Source organism: Streptomyces sp. Y1 (assembly GCF_041053115.1).
In the GTDB taxonomy this organism is placed as follows: domain Bacteria; phylum Actinomycetota; class Actinomycetes; order Streptomycetales; family Streptomycetaceae; genus Kitasatospora; species Kitasatospora rubellomurina.
This window is the reverse complement of the sequence record NZ_CP163445.1, coordinates 344,671-366,444: the sequence shown is the minus strand read 5'-3', so window position 1 is coordinate 366,444 and position 21,774 is coordinate 344,671. Positions and strand designations below refer to the sequence as shown.

At 74.8% G+C, this 21,774-nt stretch carries 5 protein-coding genes; 4 read left to right on the top strand and 1 reads right to left on the bottom strand.

Annotated features, from left to right (window positions below):
• Positions 1–15: 15 nt before the first annotated feature.
• Positions 16–18,099 carry a non-ribosomal peptide synthase/polyketide synthase gene (locus AB2U05_RS01435; RefSeq protein WP_369182153.1) on the bottom strand — a complete coding sequence of 6,028 codons (18,084 nt, stop codon included), beginning with the start codon at positions 18,097–18,099 and terminating at the stop codon, positions 16–18.
• Positions 18,100–18,438: 339 nt separating this feature from the next.
• Between AB2U05_RS01435 and AB2U05_RS01430 the strand changes: the two genes are divergently transcribed.
• The 4 genes from AB2U05_RS01430 (at position 18,439) to AB2U05_RS01415 (ending at position 21,718) form a co-directional block, all read left to right on the top strand.
• Positions 18,439–18,987, top strand: coding sequence for a DUF6328 family protein (locus AB2U05_RS01430; protein WP_045696011.1), 549 nt, complete (start codon positions 18,439–18,441; stop codon positions 18,985–18,987).
• A gap of 41 nt (positions 18,988–19,028) precedes the next feature.
• Positions 19,029–19,853, top strand: coding sequence for an HAD family hydrolase (locus AB2U05_RS01425; protein WP_045696013.1), 825 nt, complete (start codon positions 19,029–19,031; stop codon positions 19,851–19,853).
• A 59-nt stretch (positions 19,854–19,912) separates the two neighbouring features.
• Positions 19,913–20,050, top strand: a complete 138-nt coding sequence (locus AB2U05_RS01420) for a hypothetical protein (RefSeq protein WP_157882092.1) — start codon at positions 19,913–19,915, stop codon at positions 20,048–20,050.
• 276 nt (positions 20,051–20,326) lie between these two features.
• Positions 20,327–21,718 carry an FAD-binding oxidoreductase gene (locus AB2U05_RS01415; protein WP_369182152.1) on the top strand — a complete coding sequence of 464 codons (1,392 nt, stop codon included), beginning with the start codon at positions 20,327–20,329 and terminating at the stop codon, positions 21,716–21,718.
• Positions 21,719–21,774 lie beyond the last annotated feature (56 nt).

The following is a 21,774-nucleotide window of genomic DNA, read 5'->3' as shown; positions in this document are numbered from 1 at the left end:
GCCCTGGCGGGCGCCTTACTTGTTCGACCGGAGCCTGTCGGCGAGCACCTCGGCGATCCGGGCCAGCGGGCCGGGCCGGGTGACGTCGTTGTGCCGGCAGGCGAGGGTGTGGGTGTCGATGCGACCGGTCACGTACGGGCGCCAGGCGCCGTCGGTGGCCATGTCGGCGGGCTTGTCCTCGGTGGCGACGAAGAGCTGCAGGTCGCCGTGGAAGACGGTGGGCCGGTGCCCGGCCAGCACGCGCTCGAAGTTGGCGCCGATCCGGGTGAGGGCCGCGATGTGGCGCTCCTCCAGGCTGGCCAGGGCGCTGCCGTCGCGCCGCAGGACCTCCATCACCGCGGCATGGGTGACCGGCTGTCCGTCGAGCTCGGTCACGTCGTGGCCGAGGAACTCCAACAGCGCGGTGAGGACTTCGGCCTCCTCGTCCGCGACCGGACGCTCGGCCGCGGGGCCCGCGGCGGGCGCCGGGGCGTCCGCAGCCCGGGGGTAGGCGTCGAGGACGGCCAGCATCGCGACCTCCTCGCCCTCCTCCTGAAGCCTGGCTGCCATCTCGTGGGCGACCAGCCCGCCGAGCGACCAGCCCAGCAGGTGGTACGGGCCGGTGGGCTGGACGGCGCGGATCTGCGCGACGTAGTCCTCGGCCATCGCCGCCATGTCGGACGGCAGTTCGTCGTCCTGGCGGGCCAGGCCGCGCGCCTGCAGCGCGTAGATCGGGTGGCCGGGGTCGAGCTGCCGGATGAGCCCCGCGTACACCCAGCCGATGCCGGCCGCCGGGTGGACGCAGAACAGCGGCGGGCGCTCGCCCGAGACGCGCAGCGGCAGCAGCACGTCCAGCGGGTCCCGGTCGTCGTCGACGCCCAGGCGGCGGGCCAGGGTGGCCACCGTGGGACTCTCGAACAGCGCGCGGATCGTCACCTTGACGCCGAACACCGAGCCGACCCGGCCGATCAGGCGGGTGGCCAGCAGCGAGTCGCCGCCCAGGTCGAAGAAGCCGTCCTCGACGCCGACCGAGGGCAGGCCCAGCACCTCGGCGAACAGGGCGCAGAGCACCTCCTCCTGCGGTGTGCCGGGAGCTCCGCCCCGGAACGACGCCGTGAAGTCGGGGGCGGGCAGCGCCTTGCGGTCCAGCTTGCCGTTCGGGGTGAGCGGCAGGTCGTCCAGCGTGACCACCGCGGCCGGCACCATGTAGTCCGGCACCGTCAGGGCGACGTGGGCGCGCAGATCGGCGCCCTCCACCGGCTCGGCGTCGGCCGCCGGCACCACGTAGCCGACCAGGGTGCGCACGCCCGGCGTGTCCTGGCGGACGATCACCGCGGCACGGCCGACCGCCGGGTGCGCGGCGAGCGCGGTCTCGATCTCGCCGAGCTCGATCCGGAAGCCGCGGACCTTGACCTGGTCGTCCGCACGGCCGGCGAACTCCAGCTGCCCGTCGAGGCGCCAGCGGACCACGTCGCCGGTGCGGTACATCCGCTCACCCGGCGTGCCGAACGGGTTCGCGACGAACCGCTCGGCGGTCAGCCCCGGCCGGCCGCGGTAACCGCGCGCCAGCCCGGCCCCCGCGACGTACAGCTCGCCCAGGGCGCCCGGCGCGACCGGGCGCAGCGCCGGATCCAGCACGTAGACCCGGGCGTTGTCGACCGGCCGTCCGATCGGCGGCGTCTGCGCCCCCGACAGCGGTTCGCTCATGGTGGCGCACACCGTGGTCTCGGTCGGGCCGTACGCGTTGATCATCCGGCGGCCGACGCTGTAGCGCGCCACCAGTTCGGGCGCGGTCGCCTCGCCCGCGACGACCAGGGTCATGCCCGCGGGCAGGTCGTCCTCGGACATGGCGGCCAGGGCGGCCGGCGGGATGGTGGCGTGGGTGACCTCGTGCTCGGCCAGCACCTCGGCCAGCGCCTCGCCCGGCATCAGCCGGTCCTGCGGGGCCAGCACCAGCAGCGAGCCGGTCAGGAAGGTCATGCACAGTTCCGACACCGCGGCGTCGAAGCTCGGCGAGGCGAACTGCAGGACCCTGCTGCCCGGTGCCACCGCGAACCGGTCGATCTGCGCGGCCGCGAGGTTCGCCAGTCCGGAGTGCGGCACCATGACGCCCTTGGGGCGGCCCGTGGAGCCGGAGGTGTAGATCACGTACGCGGTGTTCGCCGGGGTCAGCGGGGCCGAGCGCTCCTCGTCCGTCACATCGGTGTGCGGGCGCCGGGCCACTTCCTCGGCCGTGGCCGGGTGGTCCAGCAGGAGCCGCGGGCCGGAGTCCGGCAGCTCGACGGAGGACAGCGAGAGCAGCAGCACCGGCTGCGCGTCGTCCAGCATGTAGGCGATGCGCTCGGCCGGGTACTCCGGGTCGACCGGCAGGTACGCGGCGCCGCTCTTCGCCACCGCCAGCAGGGCGACCACCCACTCCGGCGAGCGCGGCAGCGCCAGGGCGACGGTGCGCTCCGGACCGGCGCCGTGCTCGATCAGCAGGTGCGCCAGGCGGTTGGCCCGCTCGTTCAGCTCGCCGTAGCTGAGCGTGGTGCCCTCGAAGGCCACGGCCGCGGCGTCCGGAGTGCGGGCCGCCTGCTCCTGGAAGAGCTCGGGCAGGACGGCCTGCGGCACCGGCCGCGCGGTGTCGTTCCAGGCCACCAGCACCTGCTCGCGCTCGGCCGCGTCCAGCGTCTCGACGGTGCCCAGCAGCCGCTCGGGCTCGGCCGCCACCGTCTCGAACAGCCGGGCCAGCCGGTCGGCGAGAGTGCGGACGGTCCGCGCCTCCAGCAGGTCCGGCCGGTAGCCGAGCCGCAGCTGGAGCCCGCCGTCCGACAGCACCGCCGCGAGGCTGAGCGGGTAGTGGGTGGCGTCCTGGGCCGTGCTGCCGGAGATCCGCACGCCGCTGGACGGCGTCTGCAGCTGTTCCGGCTGCGCCGGGTAGTTCTCGAACACCGTGATGGTGTCGAACAGTTCGGGCAGGCCGGTCAGTCGCTGCACCGAGCTGAGGCTGAGCCACTGGTGGGCCATCAGGTCGGACTGCTGGCGCTGCACCGCGGTCAGCAGGGCGGCCAGCGGCTGGGCCGGGTCCAGCTTCACCCGCACCGGCAGAGTGTTGATGAACAGGCCGACCATGGTCTCCACGCCCGCGATCTCGGTGGGCCGGCCGGCGGCGGTGCCGCCGAAGACCACGTCGTCACGGCCGGTGATCCCGCCGAGCAGGATCGCCCAGGCGGCCTGGACCACGGTGTTGGGCGTCACGCCGATCCGGCGGGCCCGCTCGATCACCGCGGCCGTCGACTCCTCGGACAGCGCCACGGTGACCTGCTCGGGGGCGGCCGGCTCGCGGGACGGGTCCGGCTGGGCGACCAGCGTCGGCTCGTCCACCCCGGCCAGCGCCTCGCGCCACGCCTGCTCCGCCGGGCCGCGCTCCTGCTGGGCCAGCCAGGCCAGGTAGCCGCGGTAGGGGGCCACGCGCGGCAGCGCCGCGTCGTCGCCGCCCGACTGGTACAGCGCCGACAGCTCGCCGAGCAGCACCGGCATCGACCAGCCGTCCAGCAGGATGTGGTGGCTGGTCCACACGAACCGGTGGCGCTCGGGCGCCAGCTTCACCAGGGTGAACCGCAGCAGCGGCGGGCGCTCCAGGTCGAACCGGCGGGTACGGTCCTCCTCCAGCAGCCGGGCCAGCTCCGCCTCCTGCCGCTCCCCGTCGAGGTGGGTCAAGTCCACGTCGAACCAAGGAAGTTCGGTCTCGGACGGGATGAACTGGACCGGGTTCGCCAGCCCCTGGTGGCGGAAGCCCGCCCGCAGGTTGCCGTGCCGCTCCAGCAGGGCGCGCAGGGCCCGGCGCAGCGCGGCGGTGTCCAGCGGGCCCTCCATGCCCAGCGCCAGTTGGGTGGTGTACACGTCGAGGCCGCCCTCGTCGTACGCGGCGTGGAAGTGCAGGCCCTCCTGCAGCGGGGACAGCGGCAGCACGTCGGCGATCGCGCCGTGCTCCTCCTCCAGCCGGTCGATCTGGTCCTGCGAGACCTCCACCAGCGGCACGTCCGAGGGGGTGAGCCCGCCGGCGCCCGGCTGGGCGGCGTGCTCGACGAAGGCCCGCAGGACGCTCAGCCAGTCCTCGGCCAGCTCCCGCACCTCCTCCTCGGCGAACATGCCGCCGGGCCAGGACCAGGTCGCGGTCAGCCGGGCGCCCTCGCCGGCGTCCTCGGCCAACGCGTTGACCTCCAGCGGGTGCGGCAGCGGCATCCGCGGGTCGGTGCCGCCGGCGCGGCCGGCGGCCTCGGCGACCACCTGGTGGGTGCTCAGGTCCGTCACCGCGGGGGCCTCGAAGCGGCCGAGGTAGTTGAAGCCGATCTGCGGCGCGGGCAGCGCGGCCAGCTGCGGGCCGGTCCGCGGGTTGAGGTAGCGCAGCAGGCCGTAGCCCAGCCCGTTGTCGGGCAGGGCGCGCAACTGCTCCTTGACCCGCTTGAGGGCCCGGCCGGCGGCCGGGCCGCCGGCGCACAGCTCGGTCCAGTCCACCGCGCCCGGGTCGAGCCGGACGGGGTACATGCTGGTGAACCAGCCGACGGTGCGCGACAGGTCGCTGCCGTCACCGAGGTCCTCGCGGCCGTGGCCCTCCAGGTCGACCAGCAGGGCCGAGCCCGCGTCCTGGCCGCGCAGTCGGCGGCGGTGCGCCACGGCCAGGGCGAGGGCGGCCAGCAGGACGTCGTTGACCCCGGCGTGGAAGGCGGCGGGCACGCGTGCCAGCAACGCCTCGGTCTGCTCGGCGGACAGCTGCACGGACAGGAACCGGGAGGTGGCGGCGACGTCGACCAGCGGGTCCAGCGGGCGGTCCGCCAGCGGCGGCTCGGCGCTGTCCAGGATGCCCGTCCACAGGGCGAGTTCCTCCGCCCGGGCCGGCTCCTCGGCCAGTTCCGCCAGGCGGGCGGCCCAGCCGCGGAAGGAGGTGCGGGCGCGCTCCAGCTCGACCGGACGGCCGGCGGCGACGGCCTCCCAGGCCGTGGTCAGGTCCGGCAGCAGGATGCGCCAGGACACGCCGTCGACGACCAGGTGGTGCAGGACCAGCAGCAGGAAGCCCGGACGCTCCGGTCCGGCGTCGAACCAGACCACCCGGAGCATCGCCCCGGCCTGCGGGTCGAGTGCCGCCCGGGCGGCCTCACCGTGCTCGGCGGCCACCGCGGCGAGCTCGTCGCCCGCGAGACCGGCGACGTCGGCGCGCACCAGGCAGTCGGCCGCGTCCACGCTGCCCTTGGGCAGGACCTCCAGCGTCCACTCGGAGCCGTCACCGGCCCGGTGGAGCCGCGCGCGCAGCGCGTCGTGGTGGTCCAGCAGGGCCTGCACGGTGGCGGTCAGGCCCGCCTCGTCGCAGCCCTGGGGCGCGGGCACCGTGACCGACTGGTTGAACCGGTCGACCGGCCCGCCGCGCTCGCGCAGCCAGTGGATGATCGGCGTCAGCGCGACCTCGCCGATGGCCGCCTCCGGCGCCTCGAACACCACGTCCTCCGGCGAGCCGGCGACGGAGACCAGCGCCGCCACCGTCTTGTGCTGGAAGACGTCGCGCGGGGTGAGCACCAGGCCGGCCTTGCGGGCCCGGCTGACCAGCTGGATGGACATGATGCTGTCGCCGCCGAGGTCGAAGAAGCTGTCCTCGATCCCGACCCGGGGCAGCCCCAGGAGCTGGGCGAACAGCTCGCACAGTGCCGCCTCGCGCGGGTTGCGCGGCTCGCCGCCGCCCACCCGCACCCCGTAATCGGGGGCGGGCAGCGCCCGGCGGTCGAGCTTGCCGTTCGGGGTCAGCGGCAGTGCCTCCAGCGTCACGAACGCCGCCGGGACCATGTAGTCGGGCAGCAGCGCCGCCGTGTGGGCCCGCAGCGCGGCCGCGTCCGGGCCCTGGCCCGGCTCCGGTACCAGGTAGCCGACCAGGGACTTCACCCCGGGCTGGTCCTCGCGCACGACGACCTCGGCCTCGGCGACGTCCGGGTGCCCGAGGACGGCGGAACGGATCTCGCCGAGCTCGATCCGGAACCCGCGGATCTTGACCTGGTCGTCGCTGCGGCCGATGAACTCCAGCTGCCCGTCCCGGTTCCAGCGCACGAGGTCTCCGGTGCGGTACATCCGCTCGCCGGGGGCGCCGAAGGGGTTGGCGACGAACCGCTCGGCGGTCAGCTGCGCGCGGTTCAGGTAGCCGCGGGCCAGGCCGGTGCCGCTGAGGTAGAGCTCGCCCGCCACGCCGGGCGCGACCGGGCGCAGCGCGTCGTCCAGCACGTGGGCGCGGGTGTTCCACACCGGGCCGCCGATCGGCGGGTTGTGCTCGCCGGTCTGCGGCCGGCTGAGGGTCGCGGCCACCGTGGACTCGGTCGGGCCGTAGGCGTTGACCACCCGGCGGCCGCCGGCGGACAGCCGCTGCACCAGCTCGGCCGAGCAGGCGTCACCGCCGGTGACCAGGCAGCGCAGGCTGGCCATCCGCTCGCCGGCCAGGGTGGCGGCCATCGGCGCGGGCAGCATCACGTGGCTGACGGCGTGCCGGTCGATGTGGGCGGCCAGCTCCTCGCCGAGCAGCTGGCCGGTGCCCGGTGCGAGGACCAGGCAGGCGCCGGACAGCAGGCTCATCGCCACGTCCGCGACGGACGGGTCGAAGTTGAGCGACACCGCCTGCAGCACCCGGCTGCCCGGGGTGATGTCGAGGTGGTCCGCGTGGGTGGCGGCGAGGTTGCCGATGCCGGTGTGCGGGACCACCACGCCCTTGGGGCGGCCGGTGGAGCCCGAGGTGTAGATGACGTAGGCCGGGTGGACGGGCCGCAGCGGGGCGCGCCGGTCGGCGTCGGTCAGGTCGCCGTCGCCCAGGGCGGTCAGCGCCTCGACGGTGTCGGACGCGTCGACCGCCAGGCAGACGGTCCGGGCCGCCTCGGGCAGGGCCGCGGCGGTACCGGCGGTGGTCACCACCAGGGCCGGGGCGGCGTCGTCGAGCATGAACGCGATCCGGTCCGCCGGGTGGTTCGGGTCGAGCGGCAGGTAGGCCGCGCCGGCCTTGACGACGGCCAGCAGGGTGGTGAGCCAGCGCACCGACCGGGGCAGCGCGACGGCCACGATCTGCTCGGGGCCGACACCGCGGCCGACGAGCAGTCGGGCCAGCCGGTTGGCGCGGGCGTTGAGCTCCCGGTAGGTCAGCGACTCCTCGTCGGAGACGACCGCGACGGCCTCGGGCGTGCGGGCGGCCTGCGCCTCGAACAGCCCGCCCAGTGTGCCGGTCGGGACGTCCCGCTCGGCGCCGCTCCACTGCCCCAGCACCAGCTCGCGCTCGGCGGCCGTGAGGACGTCGATGGCGGAGATCGCGTCGGCCGGGCGGGCGGTCGCCGCCCGCAGCACACCGGTCAGCCGGTCGGCGAGGGTCTGCGCGGTCGGCGCGTCGAACAGGTCGAGGTTGAAGGTGAGTTCGCCGTTGATGCCGCCGGGGGTGCCGTCCGTGTCCCGGAGCTCGGAGAAGCCGAAGGCCAGGTCGATCTTGGCGGTCCCCATGCCGACCGGTTGCGGGTGGATGGACAGCCCCGGCAGGTCGCCGCCCTCGGTGGGCACGTTCTGCAGGTTGAGCGCCACCTGGAAGAGCGGGTGACGGGCCAGCGAGCGGGCCGGGTTGAGCACCTCGACCAGCCGCTCGAACGGCACGTCCTGGTGGGCGTACGCGGCCAGGTCGGTGTCCCGGACGCGGCCGAGCAGTTCCTCGAAGGTCGGGTCCTGCGAGGTGTCGGTCCGCAGCACCAGGGCGTTGACGAAGAAACCGACCAGGTCGTCCAGCGCCTCGTCGGTGCGCCCGGCGATCAGGCTGCCGATCGGGATGTCGGTGCCGCAGCCGAGCTTGGAGAGCAGGACGGCGAGGCCGGCCTGCAGCACCATGTAGAGGCTGGTCCGGGTGTCGCGGGCCAGGACGACGAGCCTGGCGTGCAGCTCCGGGTCGAGCCGGAAGTACAGCGTCTCGCCGCGGTAGCTGATCTCCGCCGGGCGGGGCCGGTCGGAGGGCAGGTCGAGCTGGTCCGGCAGGCCGGCCAGGTTCTGCTTCCAGTAGGCGAGCTGCTGGGAGATCGGGCTGGTCGGGTCGTCCTCGTCGCCCAGGACCTCGCGCTGCCACAGCGTGAAGTCCGCGTACTGGACGGGCAGCGGCGACCACTGCGGCGCGCGGCCCTCCCGGCGCGCGGCGTAGGCCCGGGCGAAGTCCCCGGCCAGCGGGGACATCGACCAGCCGTCGCCGGCGATGTGGTGCAGCGCCAGCAGCAGCACGTGCTCCTCGGGGCCGAGCACGAACAGGAAGGTGCGCAGCGGCGGGACGACCGCCAGGTCGCTCGGCTGTCGGACGGCCGTGAGCAGCGCGTCCGGCAGCGCCTCCTCGGTGACATGGCTCACCGTCAGGTGCGGGTGCGCGGTCGCGAGGTCGAGGACCCGCTGGTACGGGACGCCGTCGACCTCGGGGAAGACGGTGCGCAGGGTCTCGTGCCGCTGGACCACGTCGACCAGCGCCAGGCGCATCGCGTCGACGTCCAGCGCGCCCCTGAGCCGGACGGCGACCGGCATGTTGTAGGTGAGGTTCTGGCCGTCCTCGAAGCGGTTGATGAACCAGAGCCGGCGCTGCGCGAAGGACAGCGGAACATGCTCGGGGCGCGTCATCGGGCGCAGCGCGGCGCGGGCGTCGGCCGCACTGCCCAGCAGCTCGGCCAGGCCGGCCACGGTCGGGGCGTCGAACAGGGCACGGATCGGCAGTTCCACGTCCAGGACGGCGCGGATCCGGCTGACCAGCCGGGTGGCCAGCAGCGAGTGACCGCCGAGCTCGAAGAAGTTGTCGTCGATGCCGATCTGCGGCACGCCGAGGATCTCCCCGAAGATGTCGCAGAGGATCTCCTCCTGCGGCGTCCGGGCGGCGCGGCCGGAGGAGAGCACGCCCAGGTCGGGGGCGGGCAGGGCCTTGCGGTCGAGCTTGCCGTTCGGGGTGAGCGGGAAGGCCGGCAGGGTGACGATCGCGGTCGGGGTCATGTAGTCCGGCAGGAACGCGCCGACGTGGTCGCGCAGCTGCGCGGGCAGCGGGGCGGCGCCGGGCTCGGGCACCACGTACGCGACCAGGCGCTGGTCGCCGGGGCGGTCCTCGCGGACCAGGACGGCGGCCTGGGCCACCTCGGGGTGGGTGGCGAGCACCGTCTCGATCTCGCCGAGCTCGATCCGGAAGCCGCGGACCTTCACCTGGCTGTCGGCGCGTCCCAGGAACTCGAGGTTGCCGTCCTTGCCCCAGCGGGCCACGTCGCCGGTGCGGTACATCCGCTCGCCGGGCGCACCGAACGGGGAGGCGACGAAACGCTCGGCGGTCATCCCCGGGCGGTACAGGTAGCCGCGGGCGAGGCCGTCACCGGCGATGAAGAGGTCCCCGGCGACGCCGGTGGGCACCGGGCGCAGAGCGGAGTCCAGGATGTACACCCGGGTGTTGCCGATCGGCCCGCCGATGGTGGGTGCGCCGGGGCGCTCGCCCAGCAGGGCGGCGGTGGACCAGATGGTGGTCTCGGTGGGGCCGTAGACGTTGGTGACGTCCGCGGCGGCCTCGCGCAGCGCCGCGGCCAGGCCGGCCGGCACGGCCTCGCCGCCGACCAGGGCCCGCACGCCGGCCAGGGCGGCCGGGTCGTGGGCGAGCAGCGCCTGCCACAGCGAGGGCGTGGCCTGCAGGAAGGTGGCCCGCGAGCCGGTGATCAGCTCGGCCAGCCGGGCCGGGTCCAGGACGGTGTCCTTGGGCGCGAGCACCACGCCGGCTCCGCTGGTCAGCGGCAGCCACATCTCCAGGCCCGCGATGTCGAAGGCGACGGTGGTGACGGCCACCAGGCGGTCGTCCGCGCCCATCGGGAAGCGCTCGGCCATGGTGGCCAGGAAGTTGGTCAGCGCCGCGCGGGGGATGACCACGCCCTTGGGCCGGCCGGTCGAGCCGGAGGTGTAGATCACGTACGCGGGCGTCGCGGGGTCGGCGGCGGGGCGGCCGGCGGCCGGGTCGCCGTCCGGCAGGCCGGCGACGGCCAGCAGGGTGGCCGGGTCGTCGAGCAGGACGTGGGTGACGGACCCGGCCGGATCGGTGCGGTCGGCGACCTCGCCGGTGGTGACGAGCAGCGCGGGACGCGCGTCCTCCAGCATGTAGCCGACCCGGTCGGCCGGGTAGTCCGGGTCGATCGGGATGTACGCCGCACCGGACTTGAGGACGGCCAGCAGCGCGACGACCATCTCGGCCGAACGCGGCAGGGCGACGGCGACCAGGCGCTCGGGGCCGGCCCCGAGGGCGGTGAGGTGGTGGGCCAGGCGGTTGGCACGCCGGTCCAGCTCGGCGTAGGACAGGACGGTGCCCTCGAACAGCAGGGCGGGGCTGTCGGGGGTGTGCCGGGCCCGGGCGGCGAACTGCTGCGCCACGTCGCCGTCCGGCACCGGTCGGGCGGTGTCGTTCCAGGTCGTCAGCAGCCGCAGCCGCTCCTCGTCGTCCAGCAGCTCGACCGTGCCGAGCGGCCGCTCGGGGTCGGCCGCCACGGCCTCCAGGAGGCGTAGCAGCCGGTCGCGCATCCGCTCGACGGTGTCCCGGTCGAACAGGTCGGTGCCGTAGCCGATGGCGCCGCCGATGCCGGCCGGCCCGCCCTCCGCGTCACGGCGCTCGGTGAAGCCGAAGGACAGGTCGAACTTCTCCGAGGCCAGGCCGACGGCCTGCTGGCCGCTGGTCAGGCCCGGCAGGCCCCAGCTCGGTTCGGCGTTGTTCTGCAGGGTGAGCGCGACCTGGAACAGCGGGTGGCGGGCGGTGGAGCGCTCCGGGTTGAGCACCTCCACCAGGCGCTCGAACGGCAGGTCCTGGTGGGTGTAGGCGGCCAGGTCGACCTCGCGGACGCGGCCCAGCAGCTCGCGGAAGCTCGGGTCGCCGGAGGTGTCGGTGCGCAGCACCAGGGTGTTGATGAAGAGCCCGACCAGGTGGTCGAGGGCCTCGTCGGTGCGCCCGGCGATCGGACTGCCGATCGGGATGTCGGTGCCGGCACCGAGCTTGGTCAGCAGGGCCGCCACGGCAGCCTGCAGGACCATGTAGACGCTCGCCTGGTTCTGCCGGGCCACCGCGGTCAGGGCCTGGTGCAACTGCGCGGGCAGTTCGACGGTCACCGCGTCGCCGCGGTGGGTCGCCACGGCCGGCCGGGGCCGGTCGGCGGGCAGGTCGAGCTGCTCCGGCAGTTCGTCCAGGGTCCGCGTCCAGTAAGCGAGTTGCTGCGCGATCGGGCTGCTCGGGTCGTCCTCGTCGCCGAGCACCTCGCGCTGCCACAGGGTGTAGTCGGCGTACTGGACGGGCAGCGGCGCCCATCCGGGCTCCTCGCCGCGGGCGCGTGCCCCGTAGGCCCGGGCCAGGTCGTCGGCCAGCGGCGCCATCGACCAGCCGTCGGCGGCGATGTGGTGCAGCAGCAGGAGCAGCACGTGCTCGTCCTCGCCGCGCTCGAACACCTCGATCCGCAGCGGGAATTCGGCGGCCAGGTCGAAGCCGCGGCCGACGGCGGCACGCAGCAGCTCCTCGACGTCGGCGCCCCGGGCGTCGGTGACGGTCAGCACCGGACGGGCGTCGGGGGCGAGCACCTCCTGGCACGGGGCGCCGCCGACCTCGGGCAGCACGGTGCGCAGGCTCTCGTGCCGGTCGAGCAGGTCCAGCACCGCGGCGGCCAGCGCCGCCCGGTCGAGCGGGCCGCTCAGGGTGAGGGCGAGCGGCATGTTGTACGTCGCGCTCTGCTCCTCCAGCCGGTTGATGAACCATAGCCGGCGCTGGGCGAAGGACAGCGGGACGGTCTCCGGGCGCTGTGCCGGGCGAAGGGCCGGCCGGCGGTCGGCCGCGGTCTCGCCCAGCCGCTCCGCGAGGCCGGCCACCGAGGGGGTCTCGAACAGCGCCCGGATGGGCAGCTCGGCGCCCAGCGCGGTGCGGATGCGGCTGACCAGGCGGGTGGCGAGCAGCGAGTGCCCGCCCAGGCCGAAGAAGTCGTCGTCGATGCCGACCTCGGGGACCCGCAGCACTTCGGCGAACAGGGCGCACAGGATCTCCTCCTGCGGCGTGCGCGCCGTGCGGCGGGGGCCGGCCGCCCGAGCCGCCGGGGCGGGCAGGGCGCGGCGGTCCAGCTTGCCGTGGACGGTCAGCGGCAGCTCGGGCAGCCACACGAACGCCGAGGGGACCATGTAGTCCGGCAGGGCACGCTGGGCGTGCTCGCGCAGCGCGTCCTCGTCCTCGGTGGCGCCCTCGGCGGGCACCAGGTAGGCCACCAGTCGCTGGTCGCCGGGCACGTCCTCGCGCAGCAGGACGGCGACCTGGGCCGTCTCCGGGCGGCTCAGCAGGGTGGCCTCGATCTCGCCCAGCTCGACGCGGTGGCCGCGGATCTTGATCTGGTCGTCGGCCCGGCCGAGGAACACCAGCCGGCCGTCCGCGGTCCAGCGGGCCAGGTCGCCGGTGCGGTACATCCGGGCGCCGGGCGCGCCGAACGGGTCGGCGACGAAGCGGTCGGCGGTCTGGCCGGGGCGGCGCAGGTAGCCGCGGGCCAGGCCCTCGCCGGCGATGTAGAGCTCGCCCGCGACCTGCGGGGCGACCGGGTTCAGCTGGGCGTCCAGCACGTACAGCCGGGCGTTGCCCTGGGGCCGGCCGATCGGAACCGGGCCGGCGGGCACGTCCTGGCCCGCCTCGATCGGGTACTCGGCGCAGTTCACCGTCGCCTCGGTCGGTCCGTACACGTTGCGCACCCGCACGCCGGGGTGGCGCTCGCGCCACTCCTGCAGCGCCTCGCCGGTCAACGCCTCGCCGCCGAGCAGCAGTTCGCCGGTGGGGGAGAAGGAGTCCGGCAGCGCGGTGAGCAGCGCAAGGTGGCTGGGGGTGGCCTTCATGAAGGTGGCCGGCCGCTCGCCGAGCGCCTCGACCAGGGCCGGGTCCTCGTCGTCGAGGTCGGCCAGGTGGACGGCGCCGCCGGTGGTCAGCGGCGTGTACAGGGCGGTGAGGGTGAGGTCGAACGCGAGGGAGGAGTGCAGCAGGGCGGTGCCGCGCGCCGCCTCGTAGGTGCGGCCCGTCCAGGTCAGGTAGTCGGCGACCGAGCGGTGCTCGACCACGACGCCCTTCGGGGTGCCGGTGGACCCGGAGGTGTAGATGACGTACGCCGGGTGGCGCAGGGTCAGCGGGCTCAGCCGGTCGACGTCGGTCGGGTCGGTGTCCGGCACCGCCTGCGGGACGGCGCCGACCAGCAGCCGGGCCACCCCGTCCACGGACGGCAGGGCGGCGTCGAGCGACCCGGAGGTGATCAGCAGTGCGGGGCGGCTGTCCTCCAGCACGAGGGCGATCCGCTGCGCCGGGTAGTGCGGGTCCAGCGGCACGTAGGCCGCTCCGGCCTTGACCACGCCGAGCATCGCGACGACGGCGTCGATGCCTCGGTCCAGGCAGACGGCCACCAGCTGCTCGGGGCCGACGCCCCGGCCGATCAGGTGGTGCGCCAGCCGGTTGGCCCGGGCGTTCAGCTCCGCGTACGACACCCGGTCGGCGCCCGAGACGAGCGCGGTCGCGTCCGGGGTGCGGGCCGCCTGCTCCTCGAACAGCCGGGGCAGCGGGAGGGCGCGCACCTCCTGGGCGGTGTCGTTGACGTCGGTGAGGACGAGCTCGCGCTCGCCCGGCAGCAGCACGTCCACCGCGCCGATCCGCCGGTCCGCGTCGGCGACGGCCTGCGACAGCAGCAGCTCCCAGCGGGCGGCGATCCGCTCGACGCTCGAACGGTCGAACAGGTCCTCGCGGTAGGCGAGCAGGCCCTCGATCCCGGCGGGGGAGCCGTCCTCGGCGAGGCGCTCGCGCAGGTGGACGGAAAGGTCGAACTTGGCACCGTCGCTGTCCACCAGGCGCGGGGTGACGTCCAGCCCCGGCAGCCGCAGGCTGCCGGCCGGGGTGTTCTCCAGCGTCAGCAGGACCTGGAACAGCGGGTGGCGGGAGAGCGTGCGGGTCGGGTTCAAGACCTCCACCAGGCGCTCGAACGGGACGTCCTGGTGGGTGTACGCGGCCAGGTCCGTCTCGCGGGTGCGGGCGAACAGCTCCCGGAAGGTCGGGTCGCCGGAGGTGTCGGTGCGCAGCACCAGCGTGTTGACGAAGAAGCCGACCAAGTCGTCCAGCGCCTCGTCCGTGCGGCCCGCGATCGGAGTGCCGATCGGGATGTCGGTGCCGGCCCCGAGCCTGGTCAGCAGGGCCGCGAAGCAGGCCTGCAGCACCATGAAGGTGCTCGCCTGGCTGCCCCGGGCGGTGTCGGCGACGCCGCGGTGCAGGTCGGCGGGCAGCTCGAAGGTCACCGTCGCGCCCGAGGCGGCGGGTGCGGTGGCCGGGCGGGGCCGGTCGACGGGCAGGGAGAGCGTGTCCGGCAGGCCGGCCAGGGCCTGCTTCCAGTGGGCGAGCTGGCGGGCGGTCGGGCTCGAGTCGTCGTCCTCGTCGCCCAGCACCCGCTGCTGCCACAGCGAGTAGTCGGCGTACTGGACGGGCAGGGGAGCCCAGTCGGGCGCGCGGCCCTCGCGGCGCGCCTCGTAGGCCACCGCCAGGTCGCGGGCCAGCGGGGCGGCCGACCAGCCGTCGGCCGCGATGTGGTGCATCACCAGCAGGAGCACGTGGGTGTCCGGGCCGGTCTCGAACAGGTCGGCGCGCAGCGGGAGTTCACGGGCCAGGTCGAAGCCGCGCCCGGTCCTGGCGGCCAGCAGCGCGTCGAGCTCGTCCGCGGTGGTCCGGGTGACCTCCAGGGCGGGGCGGGCGTCCTCGGCGGCCAGCACGTGCTGCGAGGGCTCGCCGTCGTGGTCCGGGAAGACGGTGCGTAGGCTCTCGTGGCGGGCCGTCAGGTCGGCCAGCGCGGCGCGCAGCGCGTCGACGTCGAGCCGGCCGGTCAGCTCCACCGAGAGCGGGATGTTGTAGGAGCCGTCGGTGTGGTCGAGCCGGTTGAGGAACCAGAGCCGGCGCTGGGCGAAGGACAGCGGCACGCGCGCCGGGCGCTCCTGCGGGGCCAGCGCCTCGCGGGCGGAGCCCTCGGCGTTCAGCCGCTCGGCCAGCGCCGCCACCGTGGGGGCCTCGAACAGACGGCGCACCGGCACCTCGACGCCGAACACGGCGCGGATCCGGCTGGTGAGGCGGGTCGCGGTGAGCGACTGGCCGCCCAGGGCGAAGAAGTCGTCGTCGACGCCGACCTCGTCCAGGCCGAGGATCTGTGCGAACAAGCCGCACAGGATCTCCTCCTGCGGGGTGGCGGGCGCCCGCCCGGGCGCGCCGGCCGCGGCGTCGGGCGCGGGAAGCGCGGCGCGGTCGACCTTGCCGTTGGCGGTCAGTGGCAGCTCGGCCAACACCACGAACGCGGAGGGCACCGCGTAGGCGGGCAGCGCCGCGGCCGCGTGCCGGCGCAGCGCCGACAGGTCGGGGGCGTCGTCCGTGGCCGCGGGCACCACGTACGCCACCAGGCGCTTGTCGCCACCGCGGTCCTCGCGCAGCAGGGCCACGCACTGACCGACCCCGCGGTGCGCGGCGAGGGCGGTCTCGACCTCGCCGAGCTCGATCCGGAAGCCGCGCAGCTTGACCTGGTCGTCGGCGCGGCCCAGGAACTCCAGGTCGCCGTCGGCGTTGACCCGGGCCAGGTCGCCGGTGCGGTACATTCGCTCACCGGCGGGCCCGAACGGACAGGCCAGGAAGCGCTCGGCGGTCGCGTCCGGGCGGCCGAGGTAGCCGCGGGCCAGACCGGGGCCGGTCAGGTACAGCTCGCCCGCGGTGAGCGCGGGAGCCGGGCGCAGTGCGTGGTCGAGGACGAACGCGCGCATGCCGTCCAGCGGTCGGCCGATCGGCAGCGCGGCGGGCAGCTCGGCACCGGCGGCGATCCGGTGGTTGGTCGCGAAGGTGGTGGTCTCGGTGGGGCCGTAGCCGTCCACCACGACGATCCCGGGGCACGCCTCGCGCACCCGGCGCACCGCGGCGGCGGGCACCACGTCGCCGCCGGTCCACACCTCGCGCACACCCGCGAAGGCGGCGGGCGACTCCTCGGCCATCAGCCGGAACAGACCGGCCGTCAGCCACATCCCGGTGACCGAGTGCTCCCGGACGACGCGTTCCAGGACGGCGATGTCGAGTTCCCCGGGCGGAGCGACCACGAGTCGGCCGCCGCGCAGCAGCGGGACCCACAGCTCGTAGGTGGAGGCGTCGAAGGCCTGCGGCGAGTGCACCAGCACCCGCAGGTGGGCGTCCGAGGCGAACGCGCCGTCGTCGGCCAGCGCCAGCACGTCGCGGTGGGTGATTGCGACGCCCTTCGGGGTGCCGGTCGAGCCGGAGGTGTACATCACGTACGCGAGCCGGCCGGGGTGGCCCGCCGCGCTCGGGTCGGTGGCGGGCAGGGCAGCCGGTGCCGGGTCGTCGGTGCGGACCACGCGTGCGGTGTGCTCGAAGCCGATCCCGGCGTCGTCGCGGTCGGTCAACAGGACTCGCGCGGCGGTCTGCTCGACGATCATCGCCAGCCGGGCGGCCGGGAAGCGCCCGTCCAACGGGACGTAGGCGCCGCCGGCCTTCAGCACGGCCAGCACGGAGACCACCAGGTCCACCGAGCGCTCCTGCAGGACGGCCACCGTCGACTCGGCGCCGACCCCGAGGCCGATCAGGTGGTGCGCCAGCCGGTTGGCGCGCGCGTCGAGTTCGGCGTAGGTCACCTCGGTGTCGCCGAAGGCCACCGCGATCGCGTCGGGAGTAAGGGACGCCTGCGCGGCGAAACGTTCCTGCACGGAGCCGGTCTGCTGTGCGACGGGCGTGGCCGCCGCGGGGACGAGCTGCTCGCCGGCCAGTGCGTCGATCCGTCCCACCGGGCGGTCCGCGGCGTCGGCGGCCGAGTCCAGCAGTGCCACCAGGCGGTCCAGGATCCGCCGCGCCTGCTCGGGGGCGAACAGGTCGGGCCGGTACGTCACCCGCAGGTGCAGGCGCTCGCCGGGCACCGCGAACAGCGTGATCGGGAAGTGGCTGCCGTCCGTGCTCTCCGCCTCGCCGACCCGCAGGCCCGTCCCCGGCAGCTCCGTCACCTCGGGGTCGACGGGGAAGCTCTCGAAGGCGGTCAGCGTGTCGAACAGCTCGCTGTGCCCGGCGAGTCGCTGGATCTCACCGAGGCCCAGGTGCTGGTGCGCCAGCAGGCGCGCCTGCTCGTCCTGCACCCGGGTCAGCAGGGCGACCAGGCTCTCCGCCGGGTCCAGCCGGACGCGCACCGGCAGTGTGTTGATGAACAGGCCGACCATCGACTCGATGCCGACGATCTCGGCCGGCCGTCCGGAGACCGTCGCGCCGAACACCACGTCGTCACGGCCGGTCAGCCGGCCCAGCAGCAGCGCCCACGCACCCTGGACGACGGTGTTCATGGTCAGCCCGTGCCGGCGTGCGAACGCCCCCAGCCGGGCCGTCGCCTCGGCGGACAGGTCGTGCATCACCCGGTCCGGGTCGACCGGCCGCCGGGAGGGATCGGACGGGGAAATGAGGGTCGGACCGTCCAGCCCGGCCATTACCCCCCGCCATGCGGAACGCGCGGCGTCCCGGTCCTGCTTGTTCAGCCAGGCCAAATAGCGGCGGAACGGCACCACCGGCGGAAGCGCCGAGTCGTCGGCACCGGAGGCGTACAGACGGAACCACTCGCCGAGGAGGATCGGCATCGACCAGCCGTCGAGGAGAATGTGGTGGTTCGTCAGAATCACCCGGTGGCGATCCCCCCCCAGCTTCACCACCGCGAAACGGACCAGCGGCGGCACCGCCAGGTCGAAGCGGCGCTCTCGCTCCTCGGTCGCGACGGCCCGCACCGCGGCGGCCTGCTCCGACTCCGGAAGGTTGCTCAAGTCGACCTCCCGCCAGGGGAGTTCGATCTCGCGGTGGACCACCTGGACGGGCTTCTCCAGCTTCTCGTGCCGGAAGGTCGACCGCAGGACGGAATGGCGGCGCACCAGGGTCTCGGCGGCCGCGCGGAGAACGCCGCAATCGAGCGAACCGTTGAGTTCTGCACTCATCTGGGTGGCGTAGACGTCCGGCCCGTCGATGTCGTACAGGGACCGGAACAGAAGGCCTTCCTGCAGCGGAGAGAGCGGCAGGACTGCCTCGAATCCCCGTACCGTCATTGCAATTCCTCCACTGGATTGACCACAGCTGAACCGGAGGGCGCCAGCCCGAACCAAGAGAGATCCCGGCGCCCAAATCAAACAGGCGTTCCGCGTAGCCACAACTTCCCCGACAGGAACCTGCCACCCATGCGCAACAGCGGTCGCGGCGCGTCCGCTTCCCGTCAGTGCAGGTAGCTGTCATGCGGCCTTCGGCACGTGGCGGAGCAGGGACAATGGGCATCAGTCGCCCGCGGGCGCACGCCCGAGGGGGCCGGTCCGGAGGGCCGCACACCGCACCGGTGGAACCGCCGGGGGAAGCGCAGCGCCGACCGGCGCGGCTGGCGCAGAATGTGACGCATGACCAGCACCCCGCCGCCCCAGGACCCGCCCGCGCCCGAGCCGCGACCGGAGCCCGCCGGGCCGCCGGCCGGGGAGAGCCCCGCGGCGCGGGCGGACCGGCGGCTGGTCGAACTGCTGCAGGAACTGCGGGTGTTGCAGACCGGCGTGCAGATCGTGTTCGCGTTCCTGCTCGGCGTCGCCTTCACCCCGCGGTTCGCCGAACTCGGCGACGGCCAGCAGGACATCTACGTCACCACCCTGCTGCTGGCCGTACTCGCCTCCGCCGTCTTCGCCACCCCGGTGGCGCTGCACCGCGGGCTGTTCCGGCACCCGGGCAAGGAACGGATCGTCCGGGTCTCGGTGCGGATCGCCCAACTCGGCCTGGTGCTGCTGGCCTCCGCCCTCAGCGGCGCGGTGCTGCTGGTGCTGGACGTCGTGCTCGGCACCCCGGCGGCCGTGGTGCTGACCGTCGTCGTCGCGCTGGTCTTCGCCGGGCTGTGGTTCGTGCTGCCCTGGGCGGTGCGGCGGCCGCTGCGCGACGGCGAGCCGGGCGGGCCGACGTGGTGAGCCGACCCCTCACCCACCTACCTCTTCCAGGAGCATCGACGATGAGCACCCCGACCGCAGGCCCGCGCCCGCCCCGGCTGGTCGCCACCGACCTCGACGGCACGATCGTGCGCGGCGACCGCACCGTCTCCGCCCGCACCGTCGCCGCCCTGACCCGGGTCGAACGGGCCGGCGCGCTGTTCGTCCTGGTCACCGGCCGGCCGCCGAGCCTGATGGGCGACATAGCCGGCGCCTTCGGCCACCGCGGCGTGGCGATCTGCTCCAACGGCGCCCTCGGCTACGACCTGCGCACCCGTACGGTCGTCGCCGAGCGGCCGATCCCGGCGGACGTGCTCGGCGAGACGGCCCGGCTGCTGCGCGCGACCGCCCCCGGCATCGGGCTGGCCGTCGAGTACGCGGACGAGTTGGTCGCGGACGAGCGGTACGAGTCGCGCCCGTGGAGCGACACCGACCCGCCGCTGCGGCGCCTCGACGACGCCCGGCTGTTCGGGCGGCCCGCACCCAAACTGGTCGGCCGGCACCCGACGTTGTCCGCCGACGCACTCCTGGCGCTGCTCCGCCCGGTGGTCGGCGAGCTGGTCACCCTCTACCACTCCAACGGCGAGCGGCTGATCGAGGCCGTCGCGCGGGGCGTCAGCAAGGCCGCCGCGCTCGACGAGCTGGCGCGCCGGCACGGGATCGCGCGCGAGCAGACGATCGCCTTCGGCGACATGCCCAACGACCTGCCGATGCTGGCCTGGGCCGGCACCTCCTACGCCGTCGCCAACGCGCACCCCGAGGTGCTGGCCACGGCGGACCGGGTCATCGGCGGCAACGACGAGGACGGCGTCGCCGAGGTGCTGGAGCGGCTGTTCCGACAGCCGTAGCCGGAACGCGGGCGGCCGCGTTTATCGGGCGTTGATCGTTCCGGTCTAACGTCGGGGCCATGGACGAGAGAGCGGCCGGGCGGCCGGTGCCCGAGGGGCGGATGACGGAGCAGGACACCGAGCGGTTCCGGGAGTTGTTGGCGCGGCTGGAGAGCTCGCTGGCGGCGGACCGGGAGGCGGCCGGCCGGGAGGGCTGAGCAGGCGGTGTGGCCCGGGGTGCCGTGGAGGCAACCGGGTCCTCGCCCGTTCCCGAGTCGGGGGTGAGGCGAGCGGTGCGCCGAAGTGCCGGTCCCGGCCCGGACGGTGACCGAAACGCGTTGACCACGTACGGTGTTCACGCGCACTTCGCAGGTGCCCCACCTATCGTGTGTGCACCATGCACCTGGACTCGCCGATGGGGCCGCGACGCCGTGGACCCGCGAGTCGGGCGAGTCCACGAGTCCGTGCGTCCGTCAGCGAGAGGGGTCGCCACCATGCGGGGAGAGGTTCCCCGGCAGGCAGCACTGCCCGAACGGCCCGAGCACTGGGTCAGCCCGGGCGACGCCGCCTACGACGAGACCCGGGCGGTGTGGAACGGCCTGCACGACCGCCGCCCCGCCCACATCGCCCGCTGCCGCACCGCGACCGAGGTGAGCCAGGCCCTGCGGTACGCGGCCGCCGCCGGCCTCGACGTCACCGTGCGCGGCGGCGGCCACCACGTCGCCGGCAGCGCCGTCGCCGACGGCACGCTGATGGTCGACGTCTCGCCGATGCGCGCCGTCACCGTCGACGTCCACGCCCGGGTGGCCGTCGCCGAAGGCGGCTGCCGGCTGCGCGACCTCGACACCGTCACCGCCCCCTACGGACTGGCCTGCCCCACCGGCACCGTCGCCGACACCGGGCTCGGCGGGCTCGCCCTCGGCGGCGGCTACGGCTGGCTCGCCCGCCGCTGGGGCCTGACCTGCGACCACATCCTCGCCGCCCAGGTCGTCCTCGCCGACGGCTCGATCATCGACGCCACCGAGCACAGCCACCCCGAACTGCTGTGGGCGCTGCGCGGCGGGGGCGGCACCTTCGGCGTGGTCACCCGCTTCACGCTCCGGCTGCGCCCGGTCGGCCAGGTCCTGTACGGCGCCGGCGTCCACGCCCTCGACGACGCCCCCGACGCCCTGGCCGCGTACCGGGCGTACACCGGGCGCCAGCCCGTGGACCTGCACACCGTCGCCCGGCTCGGGCACGCGGGCGACCAGCCGTGGGTGCCCGAGCACCTGCGCGGCGGACCCGTGCTCCTCCTCCTCGCGGTGTGGTCCGGCGATCCGGAGGACGGGCCGGCGCAGGCCGCGTCGCTCTTCGACGAGATCCGGCCCGCCGCACAGGTCGCCCGCGCCATGCCGTACCCGCACCTGCAGGCGCTCGGCGACGACACCCGGCCCAAGGGCCACCGGTACTCCACCAGCGCCGCCTACCTCGACGACCTCCCCGGCGACGCCGTGCGGCACCTCGTCGAGGCCGCCCGCGAGAACCCCTCCCCGCGCTGCTCGATCGACCTCGAGTACCTGCGCGGCGCCATCGCCGACGTGCCCGAGCAGGCCTCCGCCTTCCCCGGCCGCGCCGCGCCCTACCAGCTGACGGTGTCCGCGCACTGGACCGACCCCGGGCAGGACGCCGAGCACCTCGCCTGGTCGCGGGCCACCGCCGACCGGATGCGGCCCTTCGGCACCGGCGGCGGCTACCTCAACCACGCCGAGCGCGGCGCCGGCCGCAGCGCCCGGGAGCACTACGGCCCGGACCGCTACGCCCGGCTCGCCGCCGTGAAGAAGGCCTACGACCCCACCAACCTGCTGCGCGGCACCGTCGACATCCGGCCAGAGGGCGACCACGGGTAGTCGGCGCACGGGCCGGGGCGCCCGGAGGCAACCCGGGGGAGCGGGCCGCACGGCCG

Coding starts and splice junctions, on each gene's coding strand:
- AB2U05_RS01435 (WP_369182153.1), bottom strand. CDS start 18,099: ATGACGGTACGGGGATTCGAGGCAGTCCTGCCGCTCTCTCCGCTGCAG.
- AB2U05_RS01430 (WP_045696011.1), top strand. CDS start 18,439: ATGACCAGCACCCCGCCGCCCCAGGACCCGCCCGCGCCCGAGCCGCGA.
- AB2U05_RS01420 (WP_157882092.1), top strand. CDS start 19,913: ATGGACGAGAGAGCGGCCGGGCGGCCGGTGCCCGAGGGGCGGATGACG.
- AB2U05_RS01415 (WP_369182152.1), top strand. CDS start 20,327: ATGCGGGGAGAGGTTCCCCGGCAGGCAGCACTGCCCGAACGGCCCGAG.
- AB2U05_RS01425 (WP_045696013.1), top strand. CDS start 19,029: ATGAGCACCCCGACCGCAGGCCCGCGCCCGCCCCGGCTGGTCGCCACC.